Here is a 13126-nt window from a genome sequence, read left to right as displayed (position 1 = left end):
TTGTTAATGTTAGAGTGCCTTAATATAATCCAGGAACCGGTATAAGGCTTGCTTCTTGGCATCCGTAAGCGGGTAGTCTATCTTATGCATTAGGTAGTCTTTAATGTCAAAGTCATCGCGCATAGGAAGTTCCTTGAACAGTTCCTCACGATGATCGAGGCCATACTGCAAAGATTTATTAAACTCTTCGATAAACTCCTGAGGGATTGGCTTATTGGAGATCCAAGCCGCAAAAGTAAATGGCAAGCCGGTTAGCTTCTGCCATTCTTCGGCTAAATCATATACGTAGTGGTACTTATCTTTTTTACCGAAAGTACGGTCGCCTATTTGTACAAATGCGGTATTAGGTTCGGTAGAATGGCTGTAGTCAGCGGCACCCACAATTTGTTCAGGAGTAATATTCCAGTGATTTTTCATCAGTACCTTAGCCAGGTTATTTGATGAACGCGATTCCGGATCCAGCTGAATAGTCTTTATATCGTGAATCTCGCAATTGCTAAAAATAAATACCGAATCTACCCTACCAACCGCACCGATACAATAGTCAGACACGATATGCCATTCGGGCAAGTTAAGCGCTGCGGCTACCGGTATCAAGCCGATATCTGCTTTATCGTCTATTAGTTTCTGCGCACAGTCTGCCGGGATATCCAGGCTAAGGTCTATTTTATTGATAATATCGGTATGGTTAATACCATACAAAAACGGTTTGGTGTTAGTATAACTAACAGCCGATATGCGGATCTTATTCAAAACGGAGTATTATTATTTTAAATGGATAGAATTGTTAAAATCTACAATGTCGAATTTATCGCCATCGTAGGTTACTTTATACAATACCAAATTCTGGTGCGGAAAGCTTTCCATTTTAGTAAGCGGCTGGTTGGTAAGCAGGCATAACAATAAACGCATCGCCCTGCCGTGCATACATATCAGTACCGTTTTTTCGTCTGGCTGGCTCATAATGTGGTCTAAAGCTTTCTCTTGTCTTGCTTTTACCTCATTAGGGCTTTCACCGTTCTCAAACTTTACATCGAGGCGTCCGGCAGTCCAGTCGCGCATTAGTTGCAAAAAGGCTGCTTTGGTTTCTGGTGTACTGGCTTGTCCTTCGTGCACGCCCCAGGCTAACTCATCCAGCCCTTCAAGCTTTTCGTAAGGTATACCTTTGTCTATAAAACCTTGAATGCTTTGTTGGGTGCGTTTTAAAGTAGATATGTAGATCTTATCAAAAGCAACGTTATTATATGCCTTAAAAAACAAGTCTGCTTGCCTGCGACCTTCGTCATTTAAATCTGTATTCATGCCCCGCCCCTGTACTATCCCTTGTTTATTCAGATCAGTTTGCCCGTGACGTACGATGTATAAAGTTTTAATGACCATTTATTGTATAAAGTATATGCTTAGTTAACTACCGGTAGTCTGTAAAATTGTGGTTTTGCTTCTTCCGGAAATTCGTAGTTAGTAAAATCTGTAACTACATTATATAAAGTATCGCGTTCTATTGCAACACGGCCTGCATTTTTAATGAGGTTCACCAGCTCTTTGGTGCTCATGCCCGGATTCTGCTCTTCGGCACCAGCCATAGAGTAAATCTTGGTAGTATCATCCAGGGTACCATCGATATCATCTACACCAAAGTTTAATGACAGTTGCGCCGTAGTACGGCTAATCATTGCCCAATAAGCTTTAATGTGGTCGAAGTTGTCCAGATAGATACGAGCAATAGCGTAATTGCGCAAATCTTCCACAACGGTCGATTCGGCAACGCTGGACATCTGGTTATCTTTGTTACGGAATTTCAGCGGAATGAAAGTCTGGAAACCACCGGTTTCGTCTTGCAATTGACGCAAGCGTTCCATATGATCAACCCGATGGCGAAACTCTTCGATATGCCCGTATAACATAGTTGCGTTGGAACGCATACCCAGTTTATGCCATTCGCGGTGAATATCCAGCCACTGATCGGCAGTACATTTATCTTTAGCTATCTGATCTCTAATTTCCGGATGGAAGATCTCGGCACCACCACCAGGCATTGATTCCAATCCGGCTTCCTTCATCAGGGCCATACCAGAAGCATAGTCGATTTTGGCTTTTTTGAAAATGTAGTGGTATTCTACCGGCGTTAATGCCTTAACATGTAGTTCTGGTCTGTGTGCTTTAATCTGACGGAATAATTCAGCATAAAACGGCACATCGTATTGCGGCAAAACACCACCAACTATATGCACTTCGGTAACCGGCTCATCATCATATTTTTTGATCATGTCCAGCATCTGGTCCATGGTATACTCCCATCCTTCCGATTTTTGCTTAATCAGGCGCGAATACGAGCAGAACTTGCAGTCGTAAACACACAGATTGGTAGGCTCGATATGAAAGTTTCTGTTGAAATAGGTTTTATCACCATGGCGCTTTTCACGAATGTAATTAGCTAAAACCCCGAGATATCCAAGCTCTCCTTTTTCGTAAAGGATTACTCCTTCATCAAAGGTAATGCGTTCGTTATGAAGTACTTTAGCGGCTATATTTTTTAGATCGTCTGAGAGGCGGTCGTCATTTAATAATAACTGTAGATGTTGTTCAGCGTCCATTAAATCACTTTTTTTGTTGCAAAAGTAACAATAAAGGCCTTATTCCTTATCACATCGGTGTAACAAAAGTTGCGTTATTTTGCGTAGTCCGCAATCACGGTACTAATTGAGCTTATGGTTATGCCTGTAAAACAATCATCCTGGCAACCCTTTGGTACATAGCCACAGCTAGATATAAGGCCATTAGCATCAACCTCAAAATAAATATCATTAGCTTTTTTATCGGCCTTTAACCAAACGTTTTTTGCCTGTTCGTATACCTTATCTAATGTTAAGGCTTGGTAACCCTCTGTATGTGACCCTAAGGTGGCTTTATCCTCAGTCCAGCTGGTAACTAAAACATTCCCTCCACCATTACCCCGAGTTTGATAGCGTTTATAAGAGCGTGATACCACCTGGCCATTTATCACCGAAATAGTTGTTGAGCTCGATACCCCAAAAACAGAACCGCTTGCAGCAACATAAGAATAAGTATTGGCCGAAGATTTTTTAAAAGCCTGAAATTTTTCATAGCTATCGTCGTACTCACTCTTTTTACTAATATTATCTTTTTTACAGGCGGCAAATAATAATACGCTTAATGAGAGTAATAAATGTAATGCGCTTTTCATACCTATATGTTAATTGGTTCGTTGTAAACAGTACGTGGTAATATTTTTAATTGCTACAACCAAAGCTGAAATTTTCTTCTTTATTTTGATACCATGCACATCGAGACTATTGCCATACATGCCGGAAACCATATCGACGAATCATCTAAAGCGGTTATACAACCAATTGTAATGTCGACCACGTTTGAACGTGGACCCGACGGTGAATACCCCTCAGGGTTTATTTATGGCCGCGCAGGCAATCCTAACCGAGCATTATTAGAAAACGTTTTGGCTAAGCTAGAACTGGGCGAAGAAGCAGCGGCTTTTTCATCGGGCAATGCTGCAGGTATGGCTGTGTTCCAGTCGTTAAAGCCAGGCACTCATATTATAGCACCCGATGATATGTATCACGGTTTGCGCAACCAGCTTAAAACACTTTTTGCAGGGATACTTTGGTTTGACTTTGTAGATCAGAGCAATCCGGAAATGGTACAACAGGCCATAAAACCACATACCGGTTTACTTTGGATAGAAACACCATCCAACCCTTTATTAAAACTAAGCAACATTACCGGCCTCGTAAAAATTGCGCACGAAAATAACATTAAAGTGGTGGTTGACAATACGTTTGCTACACCTATCTGCCAACTTCCTTTAACACTTGGTGCCGATTTGGTAATGCACTCAACCACCAAATATTTTGGGGGCCATAGCGACATTACAGGCGGCGTGTTAATTACGCCGGTAAAAGACGACTGGTGGGCACGCATTAGGCAGGTGCAGGAAATGGGTGGCGCCATACCGGCCCCTATCGATTGTTATATGCTTACCCGTAGTATTAAAACATTGCCATACCGCATGCGCGGGCATGTTAATAATGCCCAACTTTTTGCAGAGTTTTTAGAAAACCATGCAAAAGTTGGCCAGGTGATGTATCCAGGGCTACCTAGTCATCCACAGCATCAATTGGCCAAGCTACAAATGCTGGCTTTTGGGGGGATGTTATCGTTTACTGTAAAAGGCGGTGCCGATGAAGCCCGTAAAGTTGTTAACACAGTTAAGATCTTTACTCAGGCTACCAGTTTAGGAGGCGTAGAGAGCCTGATAGAGCACCGTGCATCTGTAGAAGGGCCAGACACCAAGACGCCAAAAAACTTGCTAAGGGTATCCGTAGGGCTCGAACATATCGACGACTTGATTGAAGATATGTCGGCTGCGCTTGCTGCTATTTAATAGCTAAGGCCTGTTTTCAGGATCGTTATGACGCTCTGGCTTAATGTCGGAGCGCCCTATTTGCTTTTCGAAATCTTTTTCGTCTTTGCGGTTACGTTTAATGAGGTAAATAATGCCTATTAGCACCGCTAATACAATTAAGCCTGTTACGGGATAGTTCATCTTATTTGGTGTTTAAAAGTACAAGTGTTGCTTTAAAGGAATTGTTTTCGGGCTGATGTTATCATTCTGTTAACAAATATGAATCGCTTATGACACACCCTTTCCAACAAATTTGAAATTTAATTTGGATTTGTAATTCCATTTAGCCTACCTTTGAAATAATATTTGGTAGCAATACCACGATCAATCTCCCTCAAAAGGTTTTTGATTTATATAGAAGCGGCGAGAGAACAGGCTCAGAAACCCGCTGGCAACCCTCCAAAGTGGAGAAGGTGCCAATTCCTGACCCGGAAATAATTGACCCGGGGCATATAAATGATAAAATGGAAAAATTAATTCGCATCATTCAGCAGTATTTAGCACCTCAGCAAGGTTTAACCGTAGTTTTAATTCCCGTTAAAGCTAACAACCGAATGCAGGCTTGTTGTTGCTGTCGCTAATGCGATAACACGTTCCCTTTCTCCTTCCTGAAATTGTTACGTGTATCCATGGATATCCTATATCCGGTCGTGTGTTTTTAAATAATAATTTGTTTAACTACTAAATCTATCTCCCATGTCTACATTAAAATTCGAAACACTACAGCTACATGCTGGTCAACAAGTTGATCCAACAACCGGTTCACGTGCTGTACCTTTATATCAAACTACCTCATACGTTTTTAACAACGCCGAGCACGGCGCCAACTTGTTCGCACTAAAAGAGTTTGGCAACATTTACACCCGGATAATGAACCCCACTACCGACGTTTTTGAAAAGCGTATTGCTGCTTTAGAAGGCGGTGTGGCAGCCTTGGCAACAGCATCGGGACAGGCAGCGCAGTTTATAGCATTAAATAATATTTTACAAGCAGGCGATAACTTTGTAAGCTCGCCTTACTTATATGGTGGCAGTTACAACCAGTTTAAAGTAGCATTTAAACGCCTGGGCATCGACGTGCGTTTTGCTAAAGACGATACAGCAGAAGCTATTGAACCACTTATAGACGAAAAGACCAAAGCGATATACGTTGAAACCATTGGAAACCCTGGCTTCAACATTCCCGATTTTGAAAAACTAGCTGCACTGGCTAACAAACACGATCTACCCTTAATAGTAGATAATACATTCGGCGCAGGTGGCTACCTGTTCCGTCCGTTACAACATGGCGCACACATCGTGGTCGAGTCGGCCACCAAATGGATCGGCGGACATGGCACCAGCATAGGCGGTGTTATCATCGATGGCGGTAATTATAACTGGGCTAATGGTAAGTTCCCTCAATTTACCGAACCATCAGAAGGTTACCACGGTTTAGTTTTTGCAGATGTATTTGGCATTGGCGGCCCGTTTGGAAATATCCAATTCATTATCCGTGCGCGTGTTGAAGGTTTACGCGATTTTGGTTCGTCACAATCGCCATTCAATTCATTCCTGTTAATACAGGGCTTAGAAACGCTTTCTCTGCGCGTACAACGCCATGTGGACAATACCCTCGAATTGGCCAAGTGGCTGGAACAACAACCGCAGGTAGCCAAAGTTAATTACCCTGGCCTGCCCTCTTCACCACACCACGCGTTAGCAAAAAAATATCTTAAAAATGGCTTTGGCGCAGTTTTATCATTCGAATTAAAGGGTGATAAAGCCAATGCTGCCAAGGTGATTGATAGCCTGCAGTTAGTGAGCCACCTTGCAAACGTAGGCGATGCCAAAACACTGATCATACAGCCATCGGCAACTACACATCAGCAGTTAAGCGACGAAGAACAATTGGCTGCGGGAGTTACACCAACACAACTACGTGTAGCCGTTGGCATTGAACATATAGATGATATCAAAGCCGATTTTGAACAGGCATTTGCCAAAATAAACGTTACAGAACACAAATTAGAAACAGCATAAACACACAACCAACTTTCCTCCCCTTCGGGGAGGTCAGGAGGGGTTATAGTAATACATGAATACTGAAGTATATCAACATCCGGAAGAATTTGTTCTGGAATCGGGTAAAAAGATCACCGGCCTCGAAATAGGTTACCACACGTATGGCCGGTTAAATAAACATCGCGATAATGTGGTGTGGGTATGCCATGCCCTCACCGCAAACTCCGATGTATTCGACTGGTGGAAAGGCTATTTTGGTGAAGGTAGTTTCTTTAATCCTGACGAGCATTTTATTGTTTGCGCTAATATTCTGGGTTCACCTTATGGCACAACCAATCCGCTATCGACAAACCCGACAACAGGCGCTCCGTATTATTTAAGCTTTCCACAATTTACAGTAAGAGATATCGTAAAAGCTCATCAGGTGTTGGCGGCAAGCCTTGGCATCGATGATATACACATCCTAATTGGCGGCTCATTAGGCGGCCAACAAGCCATGGAATGGAGCATCGACCAACCAGAAAGAATTAAAAACCTGATATTGATTGCCACTAATGCTAAGCACTCGCCTTGGGGCATTGCCTTTAACGAGTCGCAGCGCCTTGCTATCACTTCAGACCGTACCTTTTATGCGAATACACCACAGGGTGGCGCTAAAGGTTTAAAGGCAGCACGCAGCTTCGCATTATTATCATACCGTAACTACAAAACCTACGCCATTACACAGCAGGAAGAAAATGCGGACCTGACTGATAATTTTAAAGCCTCTTCGTATCAAAACTACCAAGGCGAAAAGCTGGTAAAACGCTTTAACGCTTATAGTTACTGGTACCTGACCAAAGTGATGGATTCGCACGATACCGGTCGTGGCCGTAAAGGTGTTGAGAAGGCTTTAAGTACTATTAAAGCTAAAACGCTGGTAATTGGCATCCGCTCTGACGTGTTATTTCCATTGGAAGAACAGCAGTACTTATTTCAGCATATACCCAAAGCAGCGTTTGCAGAATTAGATTCATTTTATGGCCACGATGGCTTTTTAATAGAAACAGAAGCCCTTACCAACATCACCACATCTTTTTTTAAAACCGATGTAAAGGGTAAAATAATAGAGTTACAGCAATCTGCTTAAGGGTTGCAAAAGATTTTTTGAGTGTTTAACAGTTTTTAACAAAAAAAGCAATATCTAAAAAACTGAGTGTTAGGCAATACCGTATATGATTTAGTCAGTTAAGGTTATTGCCTGTTTACGAGGGGTCGGTTAAATGGGCAGCCAAATAACCTGAATTGTTAAAATTCCTGATGTTGTTTTTAAAAGAAAGGTTCCGCTCGGCGGGACCTTTTCTTTTTTATGGCCTGCTAACGCGATATCTGTGGCTAATAATTATATTTGTAACAGAAAGTTGACAAACTCTAATTAATGTCAAAACTAAATAAACTCCTGTTTAACAAATATTTTGTTGCAATTCTCTGGTTCGGCCTTAGCCTGTTTGCTGTCATTAAGCAGGTTGCTCATCACCACATCAACAACTACGATATCTATAAGTACGTTTACTTTAATCTTATAGACCAACATAATCTATACAACGAACAGCCCCAGTTTTATTTCGACTCTAACCACTACGGCCCATTATTTGGCCTTGTGATTGCCCCGTTTGCCCTTATGCCCGATTGGGCGGGATGTATTATTTGGGTAATGTGCAATGCGTTAATCCTGTACGTGGCTATCTGGCAACTGCCTTTTACGGTTAATCAAAGATTGGCAGTACTGCTTATATGCGCACACGAGTTAATGACCGCGTCTTTCAACGTGCAGTTTAATCCATGCATGGCAGCTATTATCATCCTCACCTTCGTATTTGTTAACCGTAAGCAGGATATCTGGGCCACTTTAATGATAGTGCTCGGTACGATGATTAAATTATATGGTATTGTCGGCCTGGCTTTCTTCTTCTTTTCCAAAGATAAAGTGAAGTTTATCTGGAGCTTTTTGATGTGGTTGGTTGTATTATTTGTATTGCCGATGGTAGTATCCTCGCCTCATTTTGTAATCCAGTCGTACCAGGATTGGTATGACAGCCTGGCGCATAAAAACGCAAGTAACGCGATATCTACCATGCAGGATATTTCGGTGATGGGCATGATAAGACGGATATTCAAATATCCAGAACTATCTAACACGTTGGTAATATTGCCAGGGCTATTACTGTTTGCTACAGCTTACTTGAGATTTAAATGGTTTAGCAACTTGCAATTCAGATACCTTTTATTGGCCTCAACGCTGATTTTTACAGTGATCTTCAGCACTGGGTCCGAGTCGCCTACCTATATTATTGCCTTTACCGGCGTAGCCATCTGGTTTATGAATTTAGACAGACCGGTTACAGGTTTTGAGATATTTTTGTTGGTTTTCGCTTTGCTAATAACCAGCTTATCCCCTTCCGATTTGTTTCCGAAATACATCAACAAAAATTATATAAAGCCTTATGCATTTAAAGCACTACCTTGCTTTGTTATTTGGCTTAGAATTAGTTACGAAATTTTGACAAGAAAATTCAGCCCTAATCAAACTGAAAACGTGGTTTTATCATGAAGAAGAAGATTTCAGTTGTAATACCCTCTTTTAACGAAGTTGGCAATATCGAGGTTTTAGCGAGCCGGCTTATGAGTGTCCTGAAACAATTGCCTTACACTTACGAAGTTATTTTTGTGGACGACGGCAGTTCCGACGGTACCATTGAAAAGCTCAGGTCCATCAGCGATCTGGATAGCAATGTATATTATTTAGAGTTGTCGCGCAATTTCGGCCATCAGAACGCACTTAAGGCCGGCTATGATTATGCCGATGGCGATTGCATTATCAGCATGGATGGCGATATGCAGCATCCGCCCGAAATGATTCCGCAGTTTATGCAGAAATGGGAAGAAGGTTACGACGTGGTGTACACTTGCCGCGAATATCAGGATGAAGCTACCATTTTCAAAACCAAGTCGTCCGATCTGTTTTACAGCATGATTAATTCCCTGTCTGACACCAAACTGGAAAAAGGCACCGCTGATTTTCGCTTAATCGACCGCAAAGTCGCCAATGTGTTGAACACTTTAAATGAAAATGGCTTGTTTATGCGTGGCCTTATTAAATGGCTGGGCTTTAAACAATACGCCATATATTATCAGGCAGAAGCACGCTTCTCTGGCAAAAGCAAATACACCATAAAAAAGATGGTGAAATTTGCTGTTCAGGGTATTACCGCGTTCAGCGTAAGGCCGCTTTACATTGCTACAGGCATTGGGCTTTTCTTTTCCCTGCTGGCTATTTTGTACATCCCTTATATCCTAATTAGTTATTTCACTGGACATGTGGTTTCAGGGTGGTCGTCTATTTTGGCTACCATTGTGTTTTTTGGTGGGGTACAATTAATGGTGTTAGGTATTATAGGCATGTACCTCGGCAAGTTGTTTATGCAGAGTAAACAACGGCCAAATTATATTATCAGATCTACTAACCTACTACGTGTAAATAATAATGATACTGTTAAGTTTTGATATCGAAGAATTCGATATGCCGTTTGAATACAACAAAGAATTGTCGTTTCCCGAGCAATTAGCCGTATCAACGGAAGGCACTAACAAAATTCTGAATATCCTGAAACAAGCTGGAGTTAAAGCTACGTTTTACTGCACAGCCAATTACGCGCAGCATAAGCCCGAAGTAATTAATGACATTATTGCGCAAGGACACGAAGTTGCTTCGCACGGGTATTACCATTCCGACTTTAAACCAGAGCATCTGATTCAATCCAAACTCAAGCTCGAGGAACTGACAGGCAAACCGGTAATTGGTTACCGTATGGCACGTATGATGCCGGTTGATGAAAAGGAGATTGAAAAAGCAGGTTACGTATATAATTCGTCTATTAATCCAACCTGGTTGCCGGGCAGGTATAATAACTTTAGCAAGCCGCGCCGTTGGTTTTACTATCAGAATGTATTGCAATTACCATCTTCGGTGTCGCCTTTAATCAGATTTCCATTGTTCTGGCTAAGCTTTCATAACTTGCCCATGGGTTTGTTGAAATGGTTTAGCAAGACAACGCACCGTAAAGATGGTTACCTTAACCTTTATTTTCACCCATGGGAATTTACGGATCTGAATAAGCCCGAAAAATATGGCTTCCCGGGATATGTAACCAAAAATACTGGTGATGCTTTTGTAAAACGGTTGACTGATTTTATAGCCTGGGCTCAAAGCAAAGGTTATGTCTTTGACAGAACAGATAATTTTGTGAAGAAGATACAAATAGAATCAGAAAAATAACAAGAAAGGCTTTCCAATTTGGAAGGCCTTTCTTGTGTAAAGCACTTTCTCATTAATGAACAATCGACTAACATGAACACGTAGTTGATTGATACCTTGTATCTTAGTAATTAGCAACATAGGTTATGAAAAATAAGAAAACCAAGTACAGTATCTTTTTCAAGACAGCCATTTTAATTACTGCAGTCGTATTTACGGTCCGTATCGATGCATTTGCACAGAATGATGCAAAGCAGCCCGATCCTATGGAGCAGATGTTAAGTCTTTCGGCGCCAGGCGCAAATCACCTGCTTCTTGCGCAGTTGGTGGGCAATTGGAACTTTCAGGATGCGAAGCTGGCTTTCGTTAAAGGTACTTTGACCCGTAAAGCTATTTACAGTGGACGGTTCTTCTTGGTGGAGCTCACCGGCGGTAAGCTAAGCGTTCCGGTTGCCAACGGGCAAATGAAAGAAGACAATTACCAAAGCATGCAAATAGAAGGCTATGATAACCCGCGCAAAAAATTTGTGATGACTAGTATCAATAACCACATCGGCAGCGATATTCAGGAGCAAACCGGCGATTATAACCCAGATAAAAAGCAATTTACCTTTATCTGGGATGATTTATTGACACCGGGTGCTTTAGTTAATAACAAACGCGTATTGACCGTAATCGATCAAGATCACTACAAAGAAGAGTACTTCGAGATCAATAATGGAAAAGATATCAAAGTGCGCGAGTTAGACTACAACCGGATTAAATGATATTACGCTTCTCTATTAACGTCCCAACTTTCCAGATAGTCGGTTACTTTTTTAATGAATGATCCACCTAGTGATCCATCCACAACACGATGATCGTAAGATAAGGACAGGAACATCATATGTCGGATAGCAATTACATCTCCTGAAGGCGTTTCTACTACGGCCGGCTTTTTCTTGATAGCGCCAAGTGCTAGTATAGCTACCTGAGGCTGGTTAATTATCGGCGTGCCCATTACATTGCCAAACGTACCGACGTTGGTAATGGTGAAAGTGCCATCTTTAACTTCATCGGGCTGCAATTTATTGTTGCGCGCGCGGTTGGCCAGGTCGTTAACAGATTTTGCTAATGCGGGTAAATTAAGCCCGTCAGCGTTACGTATAACCGGAACAATTAGATTACCGGTTGGCAAAGCAGTAGCCATGCCTATATTAATATTTTTACGTTTGATGATCTGCGTGCCGCTAACCGATACATTGATCATCGGCATGGCCTTAATTGCATTGGCTACCGCCTCTACAAAGATTGGAGTAAAGGTTAACTTTTCGCCGTAGCGCGTTTCAAACTGCTGTTTATTCTTATCGCGCCATTGTACCAGGTTAGTAACGTCGGCCTCTATAAATGATGTAACATGCGGCGCAGTTTGCTTGCTGTTTACCATATGCTCTGCAATTAGCTTTCGCATACGATCCATCTCCACAATCTCATCACCTGCACTTAAAGAAACAGCAGGTTTATTTGCAGGTTGCGCCAGTGGTTGCGGTTGTTGAGCTTCGGGCTGAACCGGATATGGTTGCGGATAGCCCGGCACTGCATAATACACAGGTTGTGGTATTTGCTGAAACACCATGTAAGGCATTTGCGGATACCCCGGAGGCGGCATAAACTGTTGCGGATACGGTTGTTGAACCGGCGCGCCATAAGGCTGCGCAACTTGCTGCGTTGCTTGGGGTTGCTCTGTTTGTTGCACAGGCGGTTGGTATTGCTGCTGCGCTGGTTGTTGTTGAGTTAAAGGTTGTGGAATTGTAACTGCCGCTTGTGACGTGCTGCCATTCTTGTTTTGCAGATAGGCTAGCAGATCTTCTTTGGTAAGGCGACCTTCGGCTCCTGTACCCACAATAGTGTCCAGTTGGGCTATAGTAATACCTTCTTGTGCGGCAATACTTTTTACCAAAGGCGAATAAAACTTATTAGATTGGCTGCCGCCGGTTTGCAACGGCTTTTGTGCTGATGCTGCAGATCTGTTTTCCAGCTGATCGATGCCAGGAATATTAGATGTTGTTTGTTCTGAAGCGGCAGGTTGTGGAGCCGGCGTAGCAACCGGTGCTGCCTTGGCGGGCTCGGGTGCACTAACGCCATTGGGCGATTCAACTTGTATCAGTGCAATGGGCGAACCCACCTGTACTACATCATCAACACGGAAAAGTTGCTCGGTTAATTTACCTGCCACAGGCGAAGGCACTTCAGAATCTACCTTATCGGTAGCTATTTCTAAAACCGCTTCATCTGCTTCGATATAATCGCCAGGGTTCTTTAACCACTTTATAATGGTTGCTTCCGCTACGCTTTCGCCCATTTTTGGCAGCAACAACTGATAGTTAGACATAGATGCTTTCCTATTA

13 protein-coding genes and 1 riboswitch are annotated in these 13126 nt (G+C 42.4%); of the genes, 7 read left to right on the top strand and 6 right to left on the bottom strand.

The window, feature by feature from the left end; all coding sequences use genetic code 11:
* Window positions 1-9: 9 nt before the first annotated feature.
* The 4 genes from GSY63_RS21485 to GSY63_RS21470 all read right to left on the bottom strand — a co-directional run bounded on the left by GSY63_RS21485 (window position 10) and on the right by GSY63_RS21470 (window position 3205).
* The gene (locus GSY63_RS21485; protein WP_166587910.1) at window positions 10-753 is read right to left on the bottom strand and encodes a menaquinone biosynthetic enzyme MqnA/MqnD family protein; all 744 of its coding nucleotides are present in this window, start codon (window positions 751-753) and stop codon (window positions 10-12) included.
* Window positions 754-765: 12 nt separating this feature from the next.
* Window positions 766-1380 (bottom strand): histidine phosphatase family protein, encoded by a 615-nt coding sequence (locus tag GSY63_RS21480; protein WP_166587909.1) that lies wholly within the window; start codon window positions 1378-1380, stop codon window positions 766-768.
* 20 nt (window positions 1381-1400) lie between these two features.
* Entirely contained in the window at window positions 1401-2594 is a 1194-nt protein-coding gene (gene mqnE, locus GSY63_RS21475; protein ID WP_166587908.1) for an aminofutalosine synthase MqnE, read from the bottom strand.
* A 74-nt stretch (window positions 2595-2668) separates the two neighbouring features.
* Window positions 2669-3205, bottom strand: a complete 537-nt coding sequence (locus GSY63_RS21470) for a hypothetical protein (protein ID WP_166587907.1) — start codon at window positions 3203-3205, stop codon at window positions 2669-2671.
* A 93-nt stretch (window positions 3206-3298) separates the two neighbouring features.
* Between GSY63_RS21470 and GSY63_RS21465 the strand changes: the two genes are divergently transcribed.
* Window positions 3299-4420 carry a trans-sulfuration enzyme family protein gene (locus GSY63_RS21465; protein WP_166587906.1) on the top strand — a complete coding sequence of 374 codons (1122 nt, stop codon included), beginning with the start codon at window positions 3299-3301 and terminating at the stop codon, window positions 4418-4420.
* A gap of 3 nt (window positions 4421-4423) precedes the next feature.
* Here GSY63_RS21465 and GSY63_RS21460 read toward each other — a convergent pair whose 3' ends face one another.
* Window positions 4424-4582 carry a Loki-CTERM sorting domain-containing protein gene (locus GSY63_RS21460; protein WP_166587905.1) on the bottom strand — a complete coding sequence of 53 codons (159 nt, stop codon included), beginning with the start codon at window positions 4580-4582 and terminating at the stop codon, window positions 4424-4426.
* Between the two features lie 206 nt (window positions 4583-4788).
* A riboswitch (SAM riboswitch) is annotated at window positions 4789-4900 on the top strand.
* Window positions 4901-5137: 237 nt separating this feature from the next.
* Between GSY63_RS21460 and GSY63_RS21455 the strand changes: the two genes are divergently transcribed.
* From GSY63_RS21455 to GSY63_RS21430, 6 genes are all read left to right on the top strand, one after another.
* Window positions 5138-6463 carry an O-acetylhomoserine aminocarboxypropyltransferase/cysteine synthase family protein gene (locus tag GSY63_RS21455; RefSeq protein WP_166587904.1) on the top strand — a complete coding sequence of 442 codons (1326 nt, stop codon included), beginning with the start codon at window positions 5138-5140 and terminating at the stop codon, window positions 6461-6463.
* 55 nt (window positions 6464-6518) lie between these two features.
* Entirely contained in the window at window positions 6519-7574 is a 1056-nt protein-coding gene (locus GSY63_RS21450; protein WP_166587903.1) for a homoserine O-acetyltransferase family protein, read from the top strand.
* Window positions 7575-7862: 288 nt separating this feature from the next.
* A complete protein-coding gene (locus GSY63_RS21445; RefSeq protein ID WP_166587902.1) occupies window positions 7863-9035 on the top strand; it encodes a glycosyltransferase family 87 protein in 1173 nt (390 codons plus the stop codon).
* Complete coding sequence (locus GSY63_RS21440) at window positions 9032-9988, top strand: glycosyltransferase family 2 protein (protein WP_166587901.1); 957 nt, start codon at window positions 9032-9034, stop codon at window positions 9986-9988. Before GSY63_RS21445 ends, GSY63_RS21440 begins: the two co-directional genes overlap by 4 nt.
* Window positions 9969-10760 (top strand): polysaccharide deacetylase family protein, encoded by a 792-nt coding sequence (locus GSY63_RS21435; protein ID WP_166587900.1) that lies wholly within the window; start codon window positions 9969-9971, stop codon window positions 10758-10760. Before GSY63_RS21440 ends, GSY63_RS21435 begins: the two co-directional genes overlap by 20 nt.
* A 125-nt stretch (window positions 10761-10885) precedes the next feature.
* Window positions 10886-11506, top strand: a complete 621-nt coding sequence (locus GSY63_RS21430; RefSeq protein ID WP_166587899.1) for a DUF1579 family protein — start codon at window positions 10886-10888, stop codon at window positions 11504-11506.
* A 2-nt stretch (window positions 11507-11508) separates the two neighbouring features.
* Here the strand turns inward: GSY63_RS21430 and GSY63_RS21425 are convergent, their stop codons facing one another.
* Complete coding sequence (locus tag GSY63_RS21425) at window positions 11509-13110, bottom strand: dihydrolipoamide acetyltransferase family protein (RefSeq protein WP_166587898.1); 1602 nt, start codon at window positions 13108-13110, stop codon at window positions 11509-11511.
* Window positions 13111-13126 lie beyond the last annotated feature (16 nt).

It is taken from the genome of Mucilaginibacter agri, from assembly GCF_009928685.1.
Taxonomy (GTDB): Bacteria; Bacteroidota; Bacteroidia; order Sphingobacteriales; family Sphingobacteriaceae; genus Mucilaginibacter; species Mucilaginibacter agri.
This window is presented reverse-complemented; position numbering and strand designations above follow the sequence as displayed.